Source organism: Aureispira anguillae (genome assembly GCF_026000115.1).
In the GTDB taxonomy this organism is placed as follows: domain Bacteria; phylum Bacteroidota; class Bacteroidia; order Chitinophagales; family Saprospiraceae; genus Aureispira; species Aureispira anguillae.
Genome location: NZ_AP026867.1, coordinates 237,987 through 262,017 on the forward strand (window position 1 = coordinate 237,987; position 24,031 = coordinate 262,017).

General features: G+C 37.1%; 18 protein-coding genes. 3 read left to right on the forward strand and 15 right to left on the reverse strand.

Annotation, left to right across the window (positions count from 1 at the left end):
* Positions 1 to 60: 60 nt before the first annotated feature.
* The 3 genes from AsAng_RS00940 to AsAng_RS00950 all read right to left on the reverse strand — a co-directional run bounded on the left by AsAng_RS00940 (position 61) and on the right by AsAng_RS00950 (position 5,564).
* The gene (locus AsAng_RS00940) at positions 61 to 3,438 is read right to left on the reverse strand and encodes a methylmalonyl-CoA mutase family protein (protein ID WP_264790891.1); all 3,378 of its coding nucleotides are present in this window, start codon (positions 3,436 to 3,438) and stop codon (positions 61 to 63) included.
* 333 nt (positions 3,439 to 3,771) lie between these two features.
* On the reverse strand, positions 3,772 to 4,122 hold the full coding sequence (locus AsAng_RS00945; RefSeq protein WP_264790892.1) for a TfoX/Sxy family protein: 351 nt from the start codon (positions 4,120 to 4,122) through the stop codon (positions 3,772 to 3,774).
* Positions 4,123 to 4,208: 86 nt separating this feature from the next.
* Positions 4,209 to 5,564 (reverse strand): VOC family protein, encoded by a 1,356-nt coding sequence (locus AsAng_RS00950; protein ID WP_264790893.1) that lies wholly within the window; start codon positions 5,562 to 5,564, stop codon positions 4,209 to 4,211.
* A 287-nt stretch (positions 5,565 to 5,851) separates the two neighbouring features.
* Between AsAng_RS00950 and AsAng_RS00955 the strand changes: the two genes are divergently transcribed.
* Positions 5,852 to 6,811, forward strand: a complete 960-nt coding sequence (locus AsAng_RS00955) for a LuxR C-terminal-related transcriptional regulator (RefSeq protein ID WP_264790894.1) — start codon at positions 5,852 to 5,854, stop codon at positions 6,809 to 6,811.
* 10 nt (positions 6,812 to 6,821) lie between these two features.
* Here the strand turns inward: AsAng_RS00955 and AsAng_RS00960 are convergent, their stop codons facing one another.
* The 5 genes from AsAng_RS00960 to AsAng_RS00980 form a co-directional block, all read right to left on the reverse strand.
* Positions 6,822 to 7,691, reverse strand: a complete 870-nt coding sequence (locus tag AsAng_RS00960) for a hypothetical protein (RefSeq protein WP_264790895.1) — start codon at positions 7,689 to 7,691, stop codon at positions 6,822 to 6,824.
* Between the two features lie 150 nt (positions 7,692 to 7,841).
* The gene (locus AsAng_RS00965; protein ID WP_264790896.1) at positions 7,842 to 8,501 is read right to left on the reverse strand and encodes a hypothetical protein; all 660 of its coding nucleotides are present in this window, start codon (positions 8,499 to 8,501) and stop codon (positions 7,842 to 7,844) included.
* A 52-nt stretch (positions 8,502 to 8,553) separates the two neighbouring features.
* Positions 8,554 to 8,760, reverse strand: a complete 207-nt coding sequence (locus AsAng_RS00970) for a hypothetical protein (RefSeq protein WP_264790897.1) — start codon at positions 8,758 to 8,760, stop codon at positions 8,554 to 8,556.
* A 25-nt stretch (positions 8,761 to 8,785) separates the two neighbouring features.
* Positions 8,786 to 9,448, reverse strand: a complete 663-nt coding sequence (locus AsAng_RS00975; protein ID WP_264790898.1) for a hypothetical protein — start codon at positions 9,446 to 9,448, stop codon at positions 8,786 to 8,788.
* A 49-nt stretch (positions 9,449 to 9,497) separates the two neighbouring features.
* Positions 9,498 to 11,615, reverse strand: a complete 2,118-nt coding sequence (locus AsAng_RS00980) for a hypothetical protein (RefSeq protein ID WP_264790899.1) — start codon at positions 11,613 to 11,615, stop codon at positions 9,498 to 9,500.
* 442 nt (positions 11,616 to 12,057) lie between these two features.
* On the opposite strand from AsAng_RS00980, the gene AsAng_RS00985 reads away from it, so the two are divergent.
* Positions 12,058 to 12,687, forward strand: a complete 630-nt coding sequence (locus AsAng_RS00985; protein ID WP_264790900.1) for an SDR family NAD(P)-dependent oxidoreductase — start codon at positions 12,058 to 12,060, stop codon at positions 12,685 to 12,687.
* Complete coding sequence (locus tag AsAng_RS00990; protein WP_264790901.1) at positions 12,668 to 13,726, forward strand: S-adenosylmethionine:tRNA ribosyltransferase-isomerase; 1,059 nt, start codon at positions 12,668 to 12,670, stop codon at positions 13,724 to 13,726. Before AsAng_RS00985 ends, AsAng_RS00990 begins: the two co-directional genes overlap by 20 nt.
* Before the next feature lie 136 nt (positions 13,727 to 13,862).
* Here AsAng_RS00990 and AsAng_RS00995 read toward each other — a convergent pair whose 3' ends face one another.
* From AsAng_RS00995 to AsAng_RS01025, 7 genes are all read right to left on the reverse strand, one after another.
* A complete protein-coding gene (locus tag AsAng_RS00995; protein ID WP_264790902.1) occupies positions 13,863 to 14,909 on the reverse strand; it encodes an alkaline phosphatase D family protein in 1,047 nt (348 codons plus the stop codon).
* 5 nt (positions 14,910 to 14,914) lie between these two features.
* On the reverse strand, positions 14,915 to 15,334 hold the full coding sequence (locus AsAng_RS01000) for a DUF1801 domain-containing protein (RefSeq protein WP_264790903.1): 420 nt from the start codon (positions 15,332 to 15,334) through the stop codon (positions 14,915 to 14,917).
* 16 nt (positions 15,335 to 15,350) lie between these two features.
* Positions 15,351 to 18,092, reverse strand: a complete 2,742-nt coding sequence (locus AsAng_RS01005; protein WP_264790904.1) for a caspase family protein — start codon at positions 18,090 to 18,092, stop codon at positions 15,351 to 15,353.
* A 26-nt stretch (positions 18,093 to 18,118) separates the two neighbouring features.
* Positions 18,119 to 19,066, reverse strand: coding sequence for a hypothetical protein (locus tag AsAng_RS01010; protein WP_264790905.1), 948 nt, complete (start codon positions 19,064 to 19,066; stop codon positions 18,119 to 18,121).
* Positions 19,063 to 20,430 (reverse strand): hypothetical protein, encoded by a 1,368-nt coding sequence (locus AsAng_RS01015; protein WP_264790906.1) that lies wholly within the window; start codon positions 20,428 to 20,430, stop codon positions 19,063 to 19,065. Before AsAng_RS01015 ends, AsAng_RS01010 begins: the two co-directional genes overlap by 4 nt.
* A 4-nt stretch (positions 20,431 to 20,434) precedes the next feature.
* On the reverse strand, positions 20,435 to 21,463 hold the full coding sequence (locus tag AsAng_RS01020; RefSeq protein WP_264790907.1) for a hypothetical protein: 1,029 nt from the start codon (positions 21,461 to 21,463) through the stop codon (positions 20,435 to 20,437).
* Between the two features lie 202 nt (positions 21,464 to 21,665).
* A complete protein-coding gene (locus tag AsAng_RS01025) occupies positions 21,666 to 24,005 on the reverse strand; it encodes a glycosyltransferase family protein (protein WP_264790908.1) in 2,340 nt (779 codons plus the stop codon).
* Positions 24,006 to 24,031: the final 26 nt, after the last annotated feature.

Genomic DNA, 24,031 nt, shown 5'->3' on the forward strand with positions numbered 1-24,031 from the left:
AAAAAAGCCGCTAGAAAATATATTCTCTAGCAGCTTTCTATGGCTTAAAAACAAAGGCATTTACATATTTCTACGATATTGCCCACCCACTTCATACAAAGCAGTTGTAATTTGTCCTAAAGAGCAGCACTTAGCGGCTTCCATTAGTTCTTCAAATAAGTTTTCGTTATTGATTGCAGCTTTTTGTAAACGAACTAAAGCAGCCGTATTTGTATTTTCATTGGCACCTTTTAAATTGGTTAATGTTTTAATCTGTGCCTCTTTTTCTGCCTTTGTTGCTCGAATTACTTCATCGGGAATAATGGTAGGAGAGCCCTCTTTAGACAAAAAGGTATTCACCCCAATAATTGGAAATTCTCCAGTATGTTTGAGCGTTTCATAATAAAGGCTCTCTTCTTGAATTTTACCTCGTTGATACATGGTTTCCATGGCACCAAGTACACCACCACGCTCTGTAATTCTATCAAATTCCATCATAATAGCTTCCTCTACCAAATCCGTCAATTCTTCGGTGATAAAAGAACCTTGCATTGGATTTTCATTTTTGGCTAATCCAAATTCGTGATTGATAATCAACTGGATGGCCATTGCACGACGAACCGACTCCTCTGTAGGGGTAGTGATGGCCTCATCGTAAGCATTGGTATGTAGTGAGTTACAATTATCATAAATCGCATACAATGCTTGCAAAGTTGTTCTAATATCATTAAAAGAAATTTCTTGTGCATGCAAAGAACGTCCAGAAGTTTGGATATGGTATTTTAATTTTTGAGAACGAGCATTTGCTCCATATTTTTCTCGCATCGCTTTGGCCCAAATGCGTCGAGCAACTCGCCCAATAACAGCATATTCAGGATCTACACCATTGGAGAAAAAGAAAGAAAGGTTGGGCGCAAACTTGTTGATGTCCATTCCTCTAGATAGGTAATATTCAACAAAGGTGAAGCCATTCGCTAAAGTGAATGCCAATTGAGAAATTGGGTTTGCTCCAGCCTCAGCAATATGATAGCCAGAAATAGAAACCGAATAAAAGTTACGCACATTTTTATCAATAAAGTACTGCTGTACATCTCCCATCAAACGGAGCGAAAATTCAGTAGAAAAAATACAGGTATTTTGCGCTTGATCTTCTTTCAAAATATCAGCCTGTACTGTTCCACGAACAGAGGACAACGCTTTTTGTTTGAGTTCTGCATAAACTTCAGGTGCCAAAATTTCATCTCCTGTCAAGCCCAATAACATTAACCCTAAGCCATTGTTTCCTTCTGGTAAGTCCCCCAAATAAGTAGGACAGTCTAAGCCTTTGTCTTCGTATTTTTCTTTTTTCTTGGCAGCAACCAAATGCTCTAAACCATGCTCTTTGATATAAATCTCACATTGCTGATCGATCGCTGCGTTCATAAAGAAAGAACACATGGCAGCAGCAGGACCATTAATAGTCATTGACACAGAGGTCGTTGGTGCGCACAAGTCAAAGCCAGAATAGAGCTTTTTAGCATCGTCCAAACAACAGATATTAACCCCTGAGTTCCCAACTTTTCCATAAATATCAGGACGATAATCAGGATCGTCACCATACAAGGTTACCGAATCAAAAGCAGTAGACAAACGATGGGCAGGCATACCCAACGATACGTAATGAAAACGTCTATTGGTACGTTCTGGGTTACCTTCTCCTGCAAACATACGGGTAGGATCTTCACCTTTGCGTTTGAAAGGGAAAACTCCAGCGGTGTAAGGAAATTCACCAGGGAAGTTTTCTTGCAATACCCATTTTAGAATTTCTCCCCAACTCTTGTATTTTGGAGTAGCAACACGAGGAATCTTAGTATGTGAAAGCGAGGTGGTAAAGGTGGGAACACGAATTTCTTTGTTTCGAACCAAATACACAAACTCATCCGAAGCGTAAGCCTTTACCTTATCTTCCCAGTTGTTAAGTACTTTTTTGTTTTGCCCATCCAAATCCAATTCTACTTCTTCATAAGCCTTCTGAACGGCTTCCAAGACATTACTACCTGTTTGTCCTTGATCTTCTAAGACTTCTAAGGTCTTTTTGATGCCGTACAATTTCCCAGCAACCTCTGCCTGTTGCTCTGTTTTTTCGTTGTAATTGCGAATACTTTCTGCAATTTCTGCCAAATAGCGGGTACGCTTGGGAGGAATAATGTAAATTTTTTCGCTCATTCCTTTGGTAATTTCAAAGGAAGAAACAAGATCAGCCTGTGTACGTTCTACAATCGTATCAATAATAGCACGATAAAGCTGATTCATACCAGGATCATTGAATTGAGACGCAATAGTACCGAATACAGGTAATTCCTCGTCTTTAGCTTCCCAAAGATTGTGGTTGCGTTTATATTGCTTTTTGACATCTCGCAAAGCATCTAAGGCGCCACGTTTGTCAAACTTATTGAGCGCAATAACATCTGCAAAGTCCAACATGTCAATTTTCTCTAATTGAGAAGCAGCACCATATTCAGGTGTCATAACATAAAGAGACATATCCGAAAAATCGGTAATAGCAGTATCCGATTGACCAATTCCAGAAGTTTCTAAAATAATAAGATCATATTCAGCCGCTTTTAGAATATCAACCGCATCGGCAATATATTTAGAAATAGAAAGATTGGATTGGCGAGTGGCCAAGGAACGCATATATACTCGCTCATTCTTAATGGCATTCATGCGAATACGATCTCCTAGTAGCGCACCACCTGTTTTTCGCTTAGATGGATCTACAGAAACCACTGCAATTGTTTTATCTTCAAAATCTGTCAAAAAGCGACGAACCAATTCGTCCACCAAGCTTGATTTTCCTGCACCACCTGTACCCGTGATCCCCAGTACAGGAACCTTTTTGGTAGGAGCTTGCTCTCTAATTTCTTCTAACCAAGCATCCGCTTTTTCTCCTGTATTTTCAGCAGCAGAAATTAAACGAGCAATGGAATATTTATTTTTTTGTTTAAAATCGTTGAGTTCGCCATTTATATTTTGACCAGTAGCAAAATCACACTGTGTTAGAAGGTCATTAATCATGCCTTGAAGCCCCATTGCACGACCATCATCTGGCGAATAGATGCGAGCAATACCATAATCGTGTAGCTCTTGGATCTCAGTCGGTAAGATGGTACCGCCACCGCCACCAAAAATTTTGATGTGTCCTGCACCTTGCTCTTTGAGTAAATCATACATATATTTGAAATACTCGTTGTGCCCTCCCTGATAGGAGGTAATAGCAATCCCCTGTACATCTTCTTGAATAGCAGTATCTACAATTTCTTGTACCGAACGATTGTGACCCAAATGGATAATTTCTGCGCCAGAGCGTTGCATAATTCTACGCATAATATTGATGGCAGCATCATGCCCATCAAACAATGCAGCAGCAGTAACCATACGGATTTTGTGTTTGGCTTGATAAGGTGCGACTTGTTCCATAATATGATAGTTTTTTTCCTAGAAATCAGTAGGTGGACAAACTGATAGTGTACAGATTTTATCTACCAACTTACCTTCTTAGTATATAAGCATTTATTGGAGACAGCTTTTATAATATAAACAAGATAGCATGAGACTATTTGTTGTAAGGAGAGCTGTCTTGTAAGTTTGCTGCAAAGGTACGATTTTTGCACTGCTTTTTGTGATTTAGCGCAATAAAATTAGAGGTATTTTGAATAGGAGGGAGAAGCCAGTATTTATTAAATTGGAATAAAAGGAAGCGTATTTTATGCCTATTATAAGGTAATAATACGCTCGATATACTCACAAAAGTTACTTTTTTGTGCTCTTCTTGGATGCTTTGGCAAAGGGATTAAAATCAAGGCACTTTTGAATCCAATAGTCCAATTCTTCATCCATATCAAGCCCATCGGGTTCTATGTAGACATAGCCTTTCATAGAGCGTCCCGTAAAATTCATTTCTTTGCAATATTCTTTTTGAAGTGCTTCGGGATAAGCATCGGGACCAATTCTAGCCATTAGTTCTTCCTTGATGATCCCCAAGCACATTTTATCGTCCACCATTATACAAAGCCCCCCAAACATCTTTTTGGTATAATAAACGATATTTTTTTCTTTTAGAATTTGCTCAATTCGTTCTGCTAGTTGTTCGTTGTAAGCCATAAATAAAATGATTTAGAGTGAATTCTTGGCGCTTTGACAAGCCTATAGAATAGGAACGATAGAAGCTGCCAAAAAGCAAAATTCTTTTAGAAATAAGAAAGTCGAAGATGGGTGGCTCCCGCCTTTTCAGCAGCTAACGTGATGGTTAATAAATTCTGGTACGTGGTGACAAAGTCTTGGGGACTCAGATCAATCTGTTCTAAGTTGGCCTCAGAAAGCACTTTGGGGTCCGTTTTACATTTGCCCAATAGATGTTGCAGGCTATCTCGCAACCTAGGCACTAGTGCCCAAGCTTGCTTATTCTCTTGTTCGTTGTTGTGATCGCTGTATTGTTTTTGTAAAGGGACTAAATCTGCTTTGTATGCATGACCAATAGACTCAATAAAACGTTTTTCAGTTTCTATTGGATGCTGAGTATTCGTCAATGCCTGTAGATTTTTAGCGATGTTATCTTTAGGTTGACTTAGTTGTTGCTCCTCTAAGGCAAGCACTGTTGTTGCTTCAGCGGTTTTAATCTCTATACGAAGTTTGGGTGGCAATGTAGGTAATTCTATTTTAACAACAGGCGTTATTTTTTGATTTGAATTGGGGGACTGACTTGTTGAATGTACGATAGATGAAGTGTCTTCTGAAAGCTGCATTTCATCCTTTAATTCAGCCAATAATTCTTTTTTGGTTTTGGGAATAGTTAATTCAGAAGCAGGGTCATAGTTTAATTGTTGCTTTGTTTTTTTGACCTGCTCTTTTGCGGCTTCTTTCGACTGTTTAATTTCTGCTTTTGTGGCATAAATATCTTGTCTAGAATGGTCTAAATCATTTTGCAATTCGTCCAATAAAGCTCGTTTAGTTTTTGGAACTGTTGTTTCTTCAATTTCTAATGCATTTGAAACGGTTGAAGGCACTTCATTTACTTCCTCTACAGAATCCTGTTTATCTGTTGTTAAACGATCCTCAGAAACGGGCTGTTCTAGCGTTTTATGCTGAACAGGTAGCTCGGTTTTGTCCCAATTTTGTAGCTCAATAATATTCCCTTCTGGATCTTTAAGATAGACAAAAGAAAGCATCCCTAAGCCCTCAATGGGATGTGTTCCGATTTGACCATAAATTTGCCCACCAAAGTCCAACGCCTTATCAAGCACTTTTTGTATATTATCAACTTCAAATGCAAGGTGTCCAAAGCCTTTTCTATTGGATAATTGCACAGGCTGTTCTTCCATTTTGTGGTACTCAAAAATCTCTAAGGTTGGGCCATCTTTTCCATAACCAGGGAGTCGTAAATGTGCCCCTTTGATTTGTGCATTGACAACAGCAGTACCTTGAGACAACCAGTTCCCTGATAGGTTACGTTGAGGCAATAATAATTTGCAATCAAATACTTGAATGTAAAAACTAGCTAATGTTTTCCAGTCTTTGCTGATAATATTGGTATGAACGTATTTCATAGTGGTACTGATGGTAAAGTAAAAAAGAATAAGAAGTACTCTACACGATGGTTTTTTAAATTTAACAAAATGGGCTTTTTCTAGCCATATCTTAGACGTTGGATCGTTTCACGCTTAAAAATAGATAAAAGTTGCCTCCGTTTTAATTTTTACAAAAATCATTGGGTAGAGAAGATAAGCAGTTGTTCTTAAAGTTATAACTCTAAAAGCAAATAAAAGATTCTAAAAATAAAATTTTTTAAACGATTTTGGTATTTGACCAGTGCAATTTTGTATACCTTTATAATATGAGTGACAAAGAATATTTTTCAAATTTGTATGAAATAGCCAGTGATTTGAATAAGGAGTTTTCTCTCCAAGCAGCACTGCGAAAGGCTTTAGAAAAGACGGTTGATTTATTGAACCTCGAAACAGGCTGGATTTGGTTGGTTCAACAGGATAATAAATCGGTTTATCTTGCTGCTTCCTATAATCTCCCTCCTGCTCTAAGTAATTTTCCAGAACGTTTATCGGGCTGGTGTTACTGCATTGAAAAATATTTGTCCAATGCCTTTTCAGAAGCAAAGAACATTAGTGAAATTGCTTGTTCTCGCTTGAAAGATATAAAAGTAGATACCCGTGATTTGAAATTCCATGCTACGGTTCCTATTTTTGTTCAGGGAGAAAAAGCAGGTTTGTTAAACCTGATGAGCAAAGAAAAGCAACAACTAAAAGAAAAAGAACTCACCTTGTTGAATACCATTAGTGAATTAATTGGAATGGCAATTCAGAGAACAAGACTTTTGGACACTGCTGGAGCGAGTCCATCTAAAACACAAGCAGCGACAAGCGAATTATTAGAGCGTGTTTTTAATCCACGGCTGACCTTGCTTCTAGCCAACTTAGATGCGCTAAAAGCACTCCATACCCAAGCGGGGAAATCATCCGAATATATCCAAATGTCTTTGGAGTTAACTCGTGAAATGCAGCAGCAATTATCCCTAATAAATGATGCGTTTTTAGAAGGGCAAATAGGGACTAAGCAAGAGAATAATTTTCATTACCCAGCTTCTTCCTTAACCAGTAGAGAACTCGAAGTGCTAGGACTGGTTAAAAAAGGCTACACCAATAAAAAAATAGGAGCGCAACTCTTTATTGCAGAGCGAACGGTGAAGTTTCATATTTCTTCTATCCTCTCCAAATTATATGCTACTACCAGAACAGAAGCGGTAGATACTGCTTTGCGTCGTGGTTTAATTAGCCTTTGAGTAATCTGCGTCAGTCTATTATTTTTCGTATTTCGTAACTAATCCACAAGCCCTTTTCTTTAGGTTTATCAAATTTGACCCAAAATTTTGGTAAATAGGAACTATTTACTTTCCAAAAATCATTGTTTTGTTTCTTTTTGATTAAAAAGGTTTTTGCTAACTCACATCTTTTATCTCCCAATAGTTGGTTGTCTTTCATCAATCGGAGGATTTCAACCACGTTTGTTTTATAGGTAAAAGGATAAGTTAGTTTTACAATATCTTTTGTAATGGGTTTATGGTCTGTTTTACGATTAAAGATATTGTGTTCAAGAATGTATTCAAGCCCCTGAGAAAGTTTTGTTTCTACTTTTTTATTTGTCTTGTAAAAGCTACTTTTTTTATATTCAGTTAGCGCAATTAATGCTTTTACAATGCCAATAAAACAAGGGGTTTGTTTCATGCAGCCACCATATTTTTGAATCCTGGTTCCCTTCCATGTATTGCGCAAACCACGATTAACATTTTGATAGTTTAAGATCCATTCAATCCCTTTGTTGATTCGAGTTTCATTGTTATAATTCATTTTGATTAGAACAGTTGTAATCATTGAATTATAACAGGGTAAAATATCGTCGCTTTTGCCTGTGAGTGAAAAACCATGTTGACAATAGGATAAATCTGCGAGCTGATTGACCCATAACTTTACTTGTTCAATTTCTGATGTAAATGGAATTTCAGATAGTTCAATTAGTCGATTAAGTAAGGTTAGTACATCAACTTCAAAATTAACCAATAATTTTTTTATCAGTTTTGACTGCTCAAAATAGGTCATTGATTGTTGGTAATTTAAGATTTCTCCTTTATCGTATTTTTGCTTTAGTTCAAGAGTTTTATCCATTGGTTTGCTTTTTTGTGTCTATAATAGTTGTACGATAAGTGATTAAATTACTAAATTCTGATACGCTATCTTTTACGGGGTCAGGAATATTTAATGGGGGATTATTGTGCGTTCGATCATCCATCAAATCCCAATACAAGTTTTTTTTTCTTAATCCTTTACACAAAAGGCGTAAGAACCTCTAGTATGTTTTACTGAATCTACATGACAGATTAAAAGACTATCATAAGGAGAATATAAACAGACACCATCTACTAAATAATGATTGGATTGTCCATCATTAGTATAAGCATCGGTATCAGGTCGTAAATACTCCCAACAATTGGTAGCAGTTATATCCAAATCATTATTTTCTTCCTTATCGTAAAAAGCATCAGCTAAACGAATTGATGTATTATAACAGCCTTTTTTCTTAGGGATTAGACCTATTTTAAACTTTTTTTCATTGATACTCTTAAAATGAAAATAGGTATAAGCAAAATAATTTACTTCTGTTTCTACTCGACCAATCTCTGCATAGACATCAAATAGGTGATCTGTATTATAAACAAAATCAGTATCTATCTTACTAGTGGTTAAGTCAAAAAAAAGTTCATAGTTGGTAAAATCAAAATAGTTACCACTATTCTTATCCAACAATTGATTGGGCAAATCCATTTCATACCAAATGGTATCGCCTACAGAAAAAACATCGTTAGGAGTGACAGATAAAGGAAACTTAAATCCATATTCAACATAACATCCTGAATGCCTTTTCCCACAGGCAGCAGCCAAAAACAACGATAATAACAAAACATATATTTTATACATCACAATAACATTAAAAAGCAAGCTTAGAAAAACTCTAAGCTTGCATGATGAATTAATAGCCATATTCTTTATATAAGGTATCAATGGCATTTCTTTGACTAGGATGAAAATTAATTAGTGCATCTTTTACCTCATGGACTAACTCTGGACTGTTTGTAGTTAAAGCTGAAAAAATTTCAACATTGGTAAAACCTGATACGCTATCTTTTACGGGATCTGCAATATTTAATGGGGGACCATTATGGGTTTGATCGTCCATTAAATCCCAATACAAGCCTTTTTTTCTAATCCTTCACCAAGAAAGCATAGGCTCCCTTTGTATAATGAACAGAATCTACAGTACAACTTAGTAGACTGTCATAAGGAGAATATTGACAAACTCCATCTATCAAATAGTGGTTACATTGCCCATTATTAGTAAAAGCATAAGTATCTGGCCATAAATATTCCCAACATTCTGTATTCCCTATATTTAAGCTGTTCTTTCCTTGTTTGTCCATAAAAACATCAGCTAAACGAATTGATGTACTATAACAGCCTTTTTTCTTAGGAATTAAACCTATTTTGAATCGTTTTTCATTAATACTTTTACAGTGAAAATGAGTGTAAACAAAGCCATTGACTTCTGTTGTTACTTTACCTATCTCTGGATGAATGTTAAATTGATGTGTTGCATTGTACACAAAGTTGGTATCTATTTTACTAGTAGATAAATTAAAAAAAAGTTCATAGTCTGTAAAATCAAAATAGTTACCACTATTTCTATCCAACAATTGATTCGGCAAATCCATTTCATACCAGATGGTATCGCCTACTGAAAAAACATCTTTAGGAGTAACAGACAGAGGAAATTCAAAACCATATTTTATAGAACAACCTGGATCCTTAGAACCACAGGCAACAGCCAAAAACAACGATAATAACAAAACATATATTTTATACATCATAATAACATTAAAAAGCAAGCTTAGAAAAACTCTAAGCTTGTTTGATGAATTAATAGCCATATTCTTTATATAAGGTATCAATGGCATTTCTTTGACTAGGATGAAAATTAATCAGAGCATCTTTTACCTCATGGACTAACTCTGGACTATTTGTAGTCAAAGCTGAAAAAATTTCGACATTGGTAAAACCTGATACGCTATCTTTTACTGGATCAGGAATATTTAATGGGGGATCATTATGCATTCGATCGTCCATTAAATCCCAATACAAGCCTTTTTGTAGCCAATACAAATTCTGATAATAATGATTATGAGGATTATCTCGTTCTGAGTGTCTATAAACAAATCTTTGACGTTCTTTTTCATCTTGATCTGTGTAAAGGTTTGAAAAATAATTATTTCGACCATAATGTAAATCCGCAAAATAAGTACCAATATGATAGCCCCACGATTCAATTAAAGCACATCGTTCATAATCTGTTGTTCCTTTAACCCCATAACCTCCATTGGCTATAATTCGTTGAATATTCCCAACCCAATATTCATTCTTATCCGTCAAGGCATAATAATGAGCGGCATGTCCGCATTCATGGTAAATCGTTTCTTTTACTCGATCTGATGTAAGCTCAATCTCTCGCCCTCCATACTGATAAATTATATCGGGTAAATTTGCCAGCATGTGGGTTAAAAACAAAGGCATCATTGTCCCCACCAATGCCCCCGTACCTGGCAAAAACATATCCACTAAGCCCATGGTCGTAAAACCAGCCGTTGTGCCTACAAAACTAAAACCTCCTGCAATCGTCATCCCTGCTCCTGGGCTTGTTCGCATGATATGAGATAACATAGGAGCAGAAGCTGCGCCTCCTTCATTCATCAACATAATATTCAGATCAGGAGCAGCAGGCGGTAGACCTTCCTGTGCAGCATACCAATCGTATTCATAAACCGCATTATTGGTTAAGGAAGCAAACCACAGCATTCTATGTATACTGCTATTGTCAGTATGCCGATGATGCCGAATATTTAAGTTGTTATAACCTGAGATATGAATGCCTAAATTCTGAACAATGGGATGCCCAAACTCTGCAATATACAAATCTCTTAGACCACTTATTTTGAGTCGATTGCTTTCGTATTTCAAAAAGCCTTGGATCGGACCAAAATAATTAAAGGGAATGTACCAACAACCCTCATTGGTGGTCCAAACACTTCTACCCGTAAACCACAAATCTCGAACATAGATTTCTACATTTTTTACTCCTTCCCACCCCAATTGGGTGTCTTCTACTCGTACACAGCCCCCAGGTTTGCTGCCAAAAATACTGATTGGACAATCGCAGCGATTACTTGTCGTGCCTCCTGTATTGGTCGGTAAGCCTGTAACGGTGGCATTGTGCAAACAAAAGGGCCATAAAGGTCCCAGCCGACAAGGAAGCCCAAAGGGCTGTATGGTTCCGCCATTGGTTGTTGTTGTTCCATCACAATCCACATCATCCGCCAAGCAATTGGGATAATTGGGACAAGTAGGGGCACAAAAGTTGACTAGCTCATTCTTCGTATTGTAATAATCATTGCCTGTACGTCGAAAGGCTTCTGCGGTTAAAAAAGAAGAATAAGGCGCTAAGACCAATTCATCAATAAGGGTATAAGCGACTCCTACAGGAAATTGAAAATCGGGCTTAACCACTGCATATTGATAGGTGATTGCTCCTGCTGGAAGACTTGGATCGTGGTAAAAGTTACCTGCTTGCTCGATCTCATATTCCAAGGGAAAATCAAATAAATGAGGATCATTTTCATGGATGTCATTATTGGCTACAGCATAGGAATTAATCGCCTGCTGTAACTCCTTAAGTTCTTGTGGTGTTTGGGGATGAAACCTAACGTACCAATGCGTAGCAGGCAATGCGGTTTCGCTATCGGAAGGGTACAATTGATTCCATGCGGCGGTCATATTGGCGACCGTATAAGGATTAACTCGCTTGGCACCAAGGACAGTTTGCTCAACGGTTGCGTTTAAACTTCTTGCTCCTACTACGGTTGGAGGTAAAGATGGCGTTTGAGTAGTGTTGTTGTGCATGGATAGCTTTTCCTTTTGGCAGCCCCAACAGCTCAAGGACAAAAAAAGCAAAAAAATGCTTTTTTGAAAAATTGGGTGATTCATAAAAAATAAGTTGAATGAAAAAAATAGAACTAAGACTAGAGCAACGCTTTGACAAGCGGGGAATTTGCTCCTCTATAAGCAATTCTATTACTTTTTATTCTTTAAAACAAAAATATGATTATTTTTCATGTAATAAAATATGAAACACTGTAAAAGGCTGTAAATCAGTTTAAATAAAGTTATAGTTTTATTTCATGTTTTTTGAAGAAATGGTTCTTTTTTAGTATTTCTAAAAATGCTCTTCTAACCTGTACCATCGTACAGGTAGCTTTCTAGCCTTAAGACCGTTTTACAGGAATTCTCTTTGTCGGATATTTGTGTTATCAATTATTAACAATCAAATACAAATATCATGAACAATAAAACGGCGCTCATTACAGGAGCATATAAAGGCTTAGGATATGCATTGGCGGAAAGCTTGGCTCGATAGGGATGGAGATTATTGATTACAGCTAGAAGTGCAGAACAGTTGCTAGAGGCAAAAAATAAATTATCTAATTATACGCAAGTTGTGGCAATATCAGGCGATGTTAGAGATGAAATTCATTTGTTGGAACTCGCTGATGTATTGGGACGAAAAGGGTGGAAACTGGACTTAGTGGTTAACAATGCTTCTTATTTAGGAGAATCTCCCATGAAAAAAATATTGGAACATTCTATTGACAGTATGCATTTGGTTTTGCATACCAATATGATTGCCCCGATTTCCCTTTTGCAAAAACTACAATCCTTCCTAAATCCCAAAGCAAAGATCATCAATGTTAGTAGTGATGCTGCCAAAGAAATCTATGAAACTTGGGGGATTTATGGTGCTGCTAAAGCAGGGTTGGATCATCTGACAGCTGTTCTAGGGATAGAATATCCTCAATTCTATTTTTATGCTTTTGATCCAGGGGATATGCGTACGGATATGCATCAAGATGCTTTTCCGAATGAAGATATTTCTGATCGACCACTGCCTCAAGAATTTGCAGTTCCTGCACTACTCCAATTGATCCAAAAAAATGTTCCAAGCGGACGTTATTCATTTAACGCTAAAATGACTGAAAATTATGAACACACTAATCAATAAAATCATAGAGTTTGACTTGCCAAAACACTTAGCTTGCCCCAAGCCTACAGAACAGAGAAACATAGCTAGAGATGGGGTTCGTTTATTGGTAACCAATAATAAAATGGAACACTATCACGATACCTTTAGTGAACTAGAAAATTACTTGGAAGCAGGCGATGTACTCGTTGTGAATACCTCTGCAACGCTACCTTCTGCTTTTGAATTAACATTACCCAATGGTAAACCTGCCAAATTGCATTTGAGTACAAAGCTAAACGCCAAGGATTGGTTGGTTGAAATAAGAGCAATTTTAGGCACTAAGACAATTCGTTGGAAAGAAGGGCAGGAGGGGATGCAATTTAAATTGCCTAATGGGGCGAATCTTGTTTTGAAAAAAAGGTTTTATAAGAATCAGCAATTTTTAGATTTGTGGATAGCCGAACTGCAAATGGAGGAAAACGAAATGGATTATATGCAAACCTATGGGCAACCCATCAAGTATACACAGTTGGATAATCCCTTCCCAATGGACTATTATCAGACGTTTTTCTCTTACCATCCAGGAAGTGCAGAAATGCCTTCGGCTGGCAGAGGCTTTACGTCTGAATTGGTGAGCCGATTGGCTAAAAAGGGTGTTTTGTTTGTGCCTATTTTATTGCACACGGGAATTTCTAGTCTAGAAGAAAACGAAAAACCGTACCCCGAATATATGGAAATAAGCCCTTTAGCAGCGTTGTTGATCAATAAGGCAAAAGAAGAGGGACGGAGAGTTATTGCGGTAGGAACTACAGCAATCCGTGCTATCGAAAGTGCTGCTAAAGAATCTGGAAGGGTAGCAGAATTTAGAGGAAATACCGAGTTGTTTATTCACGAATCCTATCGTATGAAAGTAACGGATGGCTTATTGACGGGCTTTCATGAACCTAAAGCTTCTCATCTGAATATTTTGCAAGCGTTGGTTGGTTATCAACATCTAAAAATGGCTTATGAGAAAGCAATTGAGGCAAATTATTTTTGGCATCAGTTTGGAGATCTGCATTTGATTTTGGCAGACTAAGGTAACTGAAAACGAGCTTTAATGTCGTTGATTTTTTAGTGCTTTAACAGCTTCTACTTGATCTTTTGGGGCAAAGGAAAAAATAACCGAAACCACATTGTTCCCCAAAAGATCAGGCAGTAAGCCTAAATCGAGTTTAGAAAGCAAGTTCAGATAAATCAATTTGATGTTGCACGACGGTTGAGTTTTGTTTGTTGATTATTTTGAAGGTTAATTGAGTTGCTTTATCCTTTTTTATCTCAATGCATCCAAAATTATTCTTCCGAATCGGAAAGCCAATTCTATTTTTATTGGGTTCTGTTTTGTGCCAACTCTGAGTTAAACCACTAGAGGTTATATCATAGATAGGGTAGGTGTAAGGATTGTCGTATTTGGAGAGTTCCCCCCAATGGACATCACCCGATATAAAAACAACCCCATTGGCTTGGGTTTTTTGGATGAGTTGGAGCATTCGTTTTTGTTCATGGGGAACATTGGTCCAGGATTCCCAACCATTGTATTCATGTGCAAACTGATTGCTAGAGGCAATGATGCGCAAATCTGCGGTCTGTTTTAATTGGTTTTCTAACCAAGCCCATTGAGCTGCTCCCAAAAAAGTAGAGTCAGCTGATAAGGTAGGTTGATAGTCATTTTTATAAGCATTCTTTTTTTCTTTTTTGCGTTCGGTCAGATTATCTCTAAAACTGCGTGTATCTAATAGAATAACTTGGATTTTTAAAGGAGCATTTTCTAGCATAACAGCATGATAAATTCCCTTGTGTTGCCAACGCTCAGAGCTTTTAGGTTCTTCCCAAAAGTTTAAAAAGATTTCTTTAGACGCTTCTTTGAATGGATAATAACGCCCTGCATCATTCTCTCCATAATCGTGATCGTCCCAAGTTGCTAAAATCTGGCAGCTTTTTTTTAGCCGTTGAAACTCAGGCTTAGCAGCCAATCGATCGTATTTTTGTTGTAACTCGTTCATATCACGGGTATCTCCATAGATATTATCGCCTAAATAGATAAACACATTTGGGTTTCTGTCTGCTACTAAATGTAGAATTGGTTGTTCTTTCTTCTGATTGCTACAAGAACCAAAGGCAATACAGAAGGTTTCTTCTGCTAGTGTGCTAGAGGGTTGATGTGATGTCAAACAAGCACTAAACATCATACTTAGCGTAAAAAAGAGAAAAAGTTGTTTCATAGAATTTATTGCTTCTTTTGCTTTTTGAGGGCTAATTTTTCTTCATCTACTCGGACGGCATCGTATAGATAAGCCCTTAAAATATCTAGGTCAATTTCTTCCAGTGTTTTAAAATCCCTCCAATAAACATATTTTCGGGTGCCTTTTTCCAAGTAATTAATGTCATCATACATCAAATGACCGTTCGTAAAGCCTAGACGTACTCCTTCATAACTTTGCTTTTTGCCCCAAAATACAGCTGCTGGCCAAATAAAACAGATATTAGTATGTCGCTTAAAATAAGGTACATTATAGGATAACTTTTCGGTACAATCTGGAATGCATTCTAAGACAATGCGACGCAAATAACGCACAATCATTCGCTCTTGTTCGGGCAAAAAATCGAAAAACTCATCTAAGCTATCAAATTTTACATTTTGCATCATTTTAGGACTTAATTAATTATTGGTTGTTGGTTATAACAAGCGGAATGGTAAAAGATAGCCAGCTTCCTGTATCTTCTGTTTTAGGCGGTTTTTTTAGAATGGCTCTATGTTTATTCGAACTGCTATTTCTTGCTTTGGATTGAATAAGAGTTGGAGCTGGTAAGCCTGTTTGTAAGAACCCCGATACATCAAAGCGTTGGTAAGCAATTAGAATTTTGATATAAAAAGTAGCTTGCTGTATTTCTTGAGAAAAAAGATTCATTTGCTGAGGTTTTCGAATTTTTAATCCATTCAATACTAGCGTTCCTGTTGAATCTGTCTGCGCATTTTTAGGCGGTAGTAAATTATTTCCCATGGTTTGTTGTAAAGGCAAGACTCCATAGTTACTATCTAATAATAGGGTAGAAACATAAACATTTTGATCTCCTATTAGGTGTTTAATACTCAAACTAAGATCCAATAAGACAATAGAAGGATCTTGAGGGTTGACTAGAAAATGAATGGGCAAAACCTCCTTTTGTAAATCGTTGATGGATTGGGTAAGTCCTCGTTCTGCTTGTTGAAAATGTTCCTCCTTCCAGCTTTGTATGGTAATGGAACGATGTGGAAGGTTATAATCAGGAAGCGCATCTACGGTTTGAATGAGTGGGCGATTATAAATCTTAACAAGAAATTCGAACTGATGATTGTTCAACGTTTGGACTTGGAGCTTGTTGTATAAGTTTTGGACGGTTCTCCATTTGCATATTTTTTGAAGGGCTAGAATGATTCTAAAACCATCCTTATCGCTTAGTCCATCGGTTTGGCGAAAGGCAGGAACAGGACTGATTTGTTGATTTTGACAAGGATAAACGGCAAAGCCATCTGCTTTTGTTCGGATCACAAATTGTGCCTTGTCCATCGTTGTCCAATTGATAAAAGGCGTATAATAGCTTAGGATTTTTTGCTGTGTTTCTTGAAAGTTTATAAAGGCATTTTTTTGTGTAGCTTGTGTACAAAATACACGTATGTTTTTACTGGGATTGTTGTGGTATACCAACGAAAGATATTCAAAAATGGGAGGGAGAGCAGGAGGCAAACTAGTTGTTATTAAATAATTGTCCTTCCATTCTATGGGCGTTTCTACCCCTTTTTTGTATTTGTAAAAAGCAGTATCATTAGGTTTCTGAATAAAAGGAAGCGTGATGGTTTGCCCATTTTTTTCATATTCTATAGCCGCTGCCTTAAAAAGGAACGAATTTTCTTTTGAGTATAAATACAGCCAGCCTTCTTCTGCCTTAAGTACAAAATCGGCAGCTGCCTGTTGATCGACTAGCCGTATTGCAGGACCGCCATCACTTTGAAAGTTTTTGAGATTTTTTCGGGGAGGATATTGCTCAAAAAGCTGCTCAATATTTTCTCCTTCCGACTGTGTTTCTACAAAAACAGGCACCCGCCAGCGACGCATATACTGCGGAGGAACCATTGCATAAAGTTGATTGCGATGTTTGCGTCGATCAAAATTAGCGGTTGTAAAAGTAACTTGGCTATACCCCGAAGCCACATAATCAATGACTGCATTAGCTTTGCCAATGGGTTGTTGATCTTGCAGAAAAACTTCAATAGGAATGGCTTTAATATTGCCTTCTAAACTAGGTAATAATTCTAATTCTCCAGCTTTGATCTGCCAATTTGTTCGCCCCTTAGGAACCAAGGGATAAAAGCCTTTGAATACGTCAATATCTCGCTGCTTTGAACGTTGTCCATGTTGAAGTAAATTCCCTAAGAAAATTTCGTGACGTTTTGCAAAATTGGGGTTATTGACAAATAAATCAGGCGTTTGTTGATAGACGCCGCCAATATTCATTCTAATTCTATTGAATAAATCATGATAAGAAATCGTATTCTGACTAGCCGTTAAGACTGCGACCAAATTGCTGGTAAAGACACCTCCCTTATTAGGGATTTCATAGGCAAATTCATGCTTGTCACAGGCTGCTAGATGGATGTGTTCTGCCATTGGAAGGATCGCATCAAAGGCAGGCTGGTCAGCTTGAATATTGGTAACAACGGTTTGAAGTAAATCTGGAGCCGTTCGAAAAGCAGTATAGGCATCCATCAGAGCATCAACATCGGGATTTGCCCAAAGGCTGCCACTTTTTTCATAATCAGTAGGCTCTGTAAAACGAGGGACAGGTTGTGCCCAAGAAACAGGGGCTTGTTCCTCTTGCGCTAGTTCCTGTTCAATTTGATGCAAATCTTTGGTGACTGTCGTTAATAGCTCAGCATGTCGGGTAGCTCCTGTAGAATGACAAGAATCTTGAATGTAAATCAATTCGGGTTGCTGCGCTTTCCATAGTTCATAGAATAAAAAACGCAATTCTTTGTCTAAGATATTTTTAACCAATTGTCCATCCTTATTGTTTGTACGAGCATCAGAAGGAACCAAGGTTTGAAAATTACCATCCGCTTCATAAAAATTCGGATGTGCTTTTTCCTTGGAGCCATGACCTGCATAAAAAAGCAAGACCATGTCCTTGGCGGTTGCCTGTCCGAGATGATTTCGAATATGGCTAATGATATTTTGGCGAGTAGGAGCATTTTCTGTTCCTGTAAATAGGGTTTTTAGATGCAGGGTATATTCCGCACTATTTAAGTTGTTTTGAATATAAGTAGCTAGATGTTGAGCATCTTTGATGCAGCCACTTAAATTTGGAACAAGTGCATTGTCATAATTATCAATGCCTATAAAAAGGGCATAACAATTTTTTTTTTCCATTGTGTGGGGTGTTTTATAGCCAGTAATTAGCGTCTCAAAGCATTTCCTGTTTCTTTGTACAACTCTTCTGCTTTATCTTGTACTTTGTGATAATACCGATCAATCTTACCTCGGATTCCATCTTCCTTTTCTTGCACAATTGTATTTTGTTGATTGAAGATGGCACTCATTGTTTCATCATCTAGCGTTCCTCTACCTTTTTCATTGCGTTCTGTCGCAATTAGTTGTGTAATGTATTCGTTGTGTTCTTCTGGAGATAATGCATTAAGGTCAATATCACTATTACTATCATAAATAGAAGAACCACTAATACGATACAATAAATCACAGGCTAATTGATTGTCATGATTAAGTTCCCATGCTTTTGCAGCCAACTGAAACGCATAATTTTTGTCCTCTTGTTCAAGTGCTGTTTCAGCTAAGTTACTAAGAGTTGAAGACTGTGCAATATTGCGTTCAATTTCGGCACTTTCCTTGGCCATTCTTAAGGTATCAAAACTAGCAATAAGCTGTTTCGTAAATTGAGGATCGGTTTTGAGCAACTGTTGGTACAGCGTATCTGCTCGCATTTCGGCAAGTGTTCTTAGCGAATCTTCTGTTTGCAATAGTTGTACATGCTCCTCCTCCTCTTGCAACAATGCTTCATTTTGCTCATTGGCCGACCAAGTAATCAAGTTAAAGGCAATCAATAGAGCAGCAACTATAGCAACTAAAAAGTAAAGACGATATCTTTTTCGTCGGATAAACTGCTCACTTTTTTTTACTAATTTATATTCTTTAGGAGTCAACTCAATCGAATCCAAAAACGGGTTTATATAAATTAAATCGTCCTTACTAAGTAGGACATTATTTTCTTCATACAGGGTTAGATGGTCATTTAAGAGCTGATGAATTTTAATGCGCATTTTGTCTTCAACCGAAGACTTATCGTAAATGCGTTTGGCTAATATGTCATGAGATAATTCTATTTTCATAACAGGCATTTACTCATGGTTAAGAATTTTTGTTGTAGAACAGGGGAGAGCATAAACTTTTTAGGAGGAGTACTTGGCGATTTTTGAGGAGCCTGAACAAAAGACAGGGCTACAATTCTTCCTTTCTTAAGAAAAATTTTATCTACAGGTTCTAATTTAGTGGTATAAATTATTTTACCTCCAGGGGCAATCTTTTTTGATAAGTCAATTGATTTGAACTGTTTTGCCGTATGAATATTGAGCTGTGTTAAATTGGGAATTATTGCCTCTGAATGAGTAGGAGCGAATAAAAAGTGTAATTGCTCATTGATCCCATATTTAATAGAAACTTTAAAGTTTTGAGTTTCTTTTATTTCAAACCACTTATTGATATTTTTTTGAGCCAAGGTACAATTTAAAGGAGCGGTAACGCTTGGGCGCTTAGGAGGTAATTTTTCTTGGATTACCCGATGCAGGATGGGAGTCGCTACTTGTTCTTGTTGGTTGGGGCTAGCAGTTGTTGATTTAACAGCTTTTTTGACACCAGCACTACGACTTTGAACCACCGTATTCTCTTTAGAAAAAATAACATTTAGATCTTTGTCTTTGAGTCTTCCTCCTTTTTTTTGAGCCTTTTCAATCACAACTTCTTGCTCTTCTGTTGGCAACTCTATAAAACTTTCCTCTTCTTTTTCTTGAGAAAGTTCTTCCAAAATTTCTAATGCTTGATTATTATTTTTGTTTAACTCCCAAGCTTTTGCAGCCAATTGGAAAGCGTATTGGTCATCGTGTTGCTCTTTGGCTTCTTCTGCTAAATCGCTTAACGTTGCAGATTGAGCCAAATCTCGTTGTTGAGTAGCAGCCTGTTGTTGTTGTCCCAAGGTATCGTACTGCATAATCAATTGTTTGATGACCGCAACATCTGTTAAATCATCTTGATCCACTTCTTCTTTTTTTTCCAAAAGCGTCTGCGCTCTAAGTTCAGCCAAACTTCTTTCTTCCTGAATTTTGTGAAGCTCTTTTCTTATTTCTTGTTTTTTCTCAAGGGTCAATTGTAACTCATAAAAAGTTTTAGAGGCTTGAATGCCAAAAATCAACAAGACCAAACAAGTTCCAAGAGCAACAGCCTTTATCGTTCTGCGTTTGCGTAGGGATAGCTGACGGCTTTTTTTGATGAAAGACAACTCCTGTTGCTCAAGGGTGATTTTTTTTATATATGGTTCAATATAGTCTAAACTATTTTGATCTAATAGCGCCCCAACTTCTGTGTAGTGCGCATAACGAGTTAGGATAAAATTTTGAATTTTTATCAACATTTTGTCCTCAGCAGAAGCCATGTCATAGATCTTCTTGGCTAATATATCATGTGCTAATTCTATTTTCATTCCTTTATTTTGGAAAACTTATAGATTCGTTTTGTTCTTGCTGTTGTATTTGCTGTTGTAACTCTTTTTGTATTTTTTGAACCTGATCTTCTACCTCTGCCGCCATTTGTTGAGGAGGAATAAAAGCCTTAGTTGGAGGCGGAGGCGGTTTTTGGCTTATTTTTTTGACCTTTTCGGAAAAAGACGAATTTTTCTCACTGATTGCTGTAATTTTATTTTCAGGAGCAAAAATAGCCCTCATTTCTTTGCTACTCAATTTTCCCCAAGCTTTCTCATTGGCTTTGATAATATTCCTAGTGCGTTGTTTAGATAAGCTTTTGCCTCGTTTAACATTTCCACATTTATAGATGATTTCCATTGCCTGTTGATTGTTTGGGTTAAGGTGCCAAGCTTTGACAGCCAATTGAAAGGCATATTTTTTATCTTTGGATGCAATTGGTGCGGCCAACTCACTTAATTTGGCAGATTGAGCAATGTGCAAATCTGTTAAAAGTTGCTCTTTGGAATAATCCTGTTCTACCTTGTAAGTAGCATAAGAATGAACTAGGGTATCGTTCTTTTTTTGAAGCTTTAGCAAGGCAAGCCGAAGTTCCTCTTTGGTGGCATCAAGCCCAGCTCTGCTTTCAATTAATGCAGTTGATAATTGCTTCGCTTCTTGCTCAATAGCTTTGTATTTTTGAATTTCTTTGGCAAGCCGTTCTTGGTTTTGCAACTTGACTTTTTCAGTTCTATTCATAAAATAAGCAATAACAAAAATAACTGCGACAACGATCAATGCCATTACCGAGCGTCTTATCCAAATTGCCTGTTGGCTTCTTTGTATGAAAATTAACTCATGCTTTTCTAGGGTTATTCGAGGTAGATAGGGGCGTATGTACTCCATATCTTCCTTGGATAAAAGGACGCTGTTTTCTTTGAAGTAGGCAAAACGATTCTTAATAAAATTGCTAACCTTAATTAACATCTTATCCTCTGTTGATGCCAAGTCAAAAATTTTTTTGGCTAATAAGTCATGTGATAATTCTACCTTCATTCTTTGTTTAAGAAAGACAAAATTTAAAAAATCATTTTTTGATGGGTATGAACTAATATTTTCTGTTCTCTAATTTAAACATTTTTGCAGTAATACTTTATGAATTGTTTGCTTTTCTATAGAAAAGTCAAGTTCCTAGGTTCCCTTATCAATAACGCAAAAGATTATAATACCTTGTGTTGCTTCAAAAAAAAGAAAAGAGCTATTGGGGACGAACAATGTTGTGCCCATTATAAATTAACTCATTAACTTGGTTGTTTTCTTCATTAATAATCTTATAAACAGGACCAGAACCCGTGTAGATTAGCAAATCATCAATGTAAACAGTCTTGTTAGAACTAAGGTCGCTGTAGCGGTTGATATGTAGCTCTTTATATTTATTGGGTGGAATATTGACACTAAACTCAATCAGCGACCAATCTCCATTAATAACGGCAGCATTATCAGGACGGGCATGACCTAAATTTTTTATTCCATCTCCAAAGGCCATCACTAGGAAATAGTTCATGGCATCGATAGAACCATTATAAACCCAAGCCTTGATGTAATAGGTTTCTGTTTGGGTTTGTTGGGGAAGGGGAACCTTAATAATGTTTCCAGAACCAGCTTTGGGAGCGGAAAACGCTCCTTTACCTCGAAACGTGTGAGGAGCTGTCTGGGCTTCAAAATCTTCATAAAATAAATAGGCAGTACTATCTTTGACCAACCAACCATTTTTGGGATATAAGGAATTTCTAACTTGGTCAAATTGATCCAAAACCAAATTGCAATCGTTGGCAAAAAGATCGTCAAAATCAATTTCATACAGGGCATACCCCCATTCGTCAATTGATAACAAACGAGCACGATCAAAAATCATTTGCTCATAGGCATTCAGTTTTTCCAAGTTGTTGGAACGAGTAATTAAAAATGGCTTTTTAGAAGGGAAATCTGCTTGGATTTTCTTTTCATAATAAGGAGGAGAAACCAACTGGATCAAATTTCTACCTTCCCAGACATCGCCACGAGAAACAATTGTACTAGCCGTAGGAATTCCTGAATGAGCTGCTGCTAACATTGCCATTTGAGTGGTTCCGCCAAGGGTAGTGCGGTAATAATTGCCAGAACCTAAATAATAATAGGGCAGCGGAAGTATGGCTTGATAATCGTCAAAATTAATTTTCTTAAAGCCCTCTTTGAGTACTTGAGGTTGGTATTTTTCCAAAAAATAATTGGGACATTGGCTAATGATATTGGCTACTTCTATATGAGCAGAATACCCTTCTATCATATAGAGTAATGGGGCGAGAAACATGAGCAAACCTGCTAGCCCCTTTTTGTTTTTTTGTTCTAAAAATAAAGCCGCACGATGAATTAAATAAATGCTTGTTAAGGTCGATATATAGTAGAAAACCCAGGCAAATCGCCCCAGCGAACGGAATTGCTTTAGGGGTGTTGCATAATCTAATAATTCGGGAAAATGAGTAAATGGAAAGGCCCAAGACAAGAATAAAATAGGAACAGAAGCCCAAAATGCGATTGTTACAAGTGGTGAAATAGGCTGTAGTAACGTAGGATTACGTTTTCTTATTTTTTGAACAATAAGTAGAATAAAAGCGATGGATAAGGTTAAAATTGTTGTGATGCCTATATAAGCCCATCCTTCCCATGTCTGATTAAAAGTGGTGCCAGATAATGTTTCAAGAAGTGGTCTAAAAGGTGGGTGATTGGGCAAAAATACATCGTCAGGTTCGCCACAATAGTTAAAAATACCATAAACATCTTCTGGCTTTGCCGTGTGTTCATCGGTGAGTTTTATGACCGTTTGAAAAATAACAATTGGGGATAATGCTCCTGAAAAGGCAACGATATAATAACTTAGATTACGGGCAATTGTTTTGAAGTAAGCCAACCAGTAAAAAAAGAAAATAGAACCAGCCAATAGACAGCACATTAATCCTAAATAAGGGTGGGTATACAGCCAAATTAAGTTGCTCAACAGCAGTAGAAACGTCCAAAATATTACGCTTTTTCGCTCATGAATTCGAAGCAAAAGGTATACTGTTAACGGAATAGCGCAGGAATAAGACAACGAAAAATGCCCCAAGAGTCTAAATACTTGTGGCTCTAAAAAAGTAATGCCAATGGCTCCCCAGACGGATAGTATAGGGCGTACTTCAAGCCGTCGTAAAATGCCAAACAGCAAAAAAGGAGTCCACCAAATACAGAACATCGCAATTCCATTGAGAATGCCTATGGTATAGTTGCCTAAAAAGGGAAAGTATCCAACTAAAAAGTGCAGAATAGCGCCAAAAAAGGGCTGGCCATCAAAATAAACAATATGCTCCCCATAAGGATAGTTAGAGACAGTGTGTTCTAAATAACTTTCGCTATGTTTGACGTAAGACGTGAAATTGAAGTACTGCCAAAAACCATCTCCATATTTTGAAAATAAAATTTCGTTAGGTGCTTCTAAAACTGCTCCATAAAAATAAAATAGAAAAACAGAAGACAACAATAAAATCAGATAGTTGTAGATATTTTCTTTCTTGAATTGGAACATATGATTTTTTGTTATTTTGCCAAGGG

Excerpts from the sequence above, each read along its gene's own strand:
- AsAng_RS00940 (WP_264790891.1), bottom strand. The coding sequence starts at position 3,438 with ATGGAACAAGTCGCACCTTATCAAGCCAAACACAAAATCCGTATGGTT.
- AsAng_RS00945 (WP_264790892.1), bottom strand. The coding sequence starts at position 4,122 with ATGGCTTACAACGAACAACTAGCAGAACGAATTGAGCAAATTCTAAAA.
- AsAng_RS00950 (WP_264790893.1), bottom strand. The coding sequence starts at position 5,564 with ATGAAATACGTTCATACCAATATTATCAGCAAAGACTGGAAAACATTA.
- AsAng_RS00955 (WP_264790894.1), top strand. The coding sequence starts at position 5,852 with ATGAGTGACAAAGAATATTTTTCAAATTTGTATGAAATAGCCAGTGAT.
- AsAng_RS00960 (WP_264790895.1), bottom strand. The coding sequence starts at position 7,691 with ATGGATAAAACTCTTGAACTAAAGCAAAAATACGATAAAGGAGAAATC.
- AsAng_RS00965 (WP_264790896.1), bottom strand. The coding sequence starts at position 8,501 with ATGTATAAAATATATGTTTTGTTATTATCGTTGTTTTTGGCTGCTGCC.
- AsAng_RS00970 (WP_264790897.1), bottom strand. The coding sequence starts at position 8,760 with ATGGACGATCAAACCCATAATGGTCCCCCATTAAATATTGCAGATCCC.
- AsAng_RS00975 (WP_264790898.1), bottom strand. The coding sequence starts at position 9,448 with ATGATGTATAAAATATATGTTTTGTTATTATCGTTGTTTTTGGCTGTT.
- AsAng_RS00980 (WP_264790899.1), bottom strand. The coding sequence starts at position 11,615 with ATGAATCACCCAATTTTTCAAAAAAGCATTTTTTTGCTTTTTTTGTCC.
- AsAng_RS00990 (WP_264790901.1), top strand. The coding sequence starts at position 12,668 with ATGAACACACTAATCAATAAAATCATAGAGTTTGACTTGCCAAAACAC.
- AsAng_RS00995 (WP_264790902.1), bottom strand. The coding sequence starts at position 14,909 with ATGAAACAACTTTTTCTCTTTTTTACGCTAAGTATGATGTTTAGTGCT.
- AsAng_RS01000 (WP_264790903.1), bottom strand. The coding sequence starts at position 15,334 with ATGATGCAAAATGTAAAATTTGATAGCTTAGATGAGTTTTTCGATTTT.
- AsAng_RS01005 (WP_264790904.1), bottom strand. The coding sequence starts at position 18,092 with ATGGAAAAAAAAAATTGTTATGCCCTTTTTATAGGCATTGATAATTAT.
- AsAng_RS01010 (WP_264790905.1), bottom strand. The coding sequence starts at position 19,066 with ATGAAAATAGAATTATCTCATGACATATTAGCCAAACGCATTTACGAT.
- AsAng_RS01015 (WP_264790906.1), bottom strand. The coding sequence starts at position 20,430 with ATGAAAATAGAATTAGCACATGATATATTAGCCAAGAAGATCTATGAC.
- AsAng_RS01020 (WP_264790907.1), bottom strand. The coding sequence starts at position 21,463 with ATGAAGGTAGAATTATCACATGACTTATTAGCCAAAAAAATTTTTGAC.
- AsAng_RS01025 (WP_264790908.1), bottom strand. The coding sequence starts at position 24,005 with ATGTTCCAATTCAAGAAAGAAAATATCTACAACTATCTGATTTTATTG.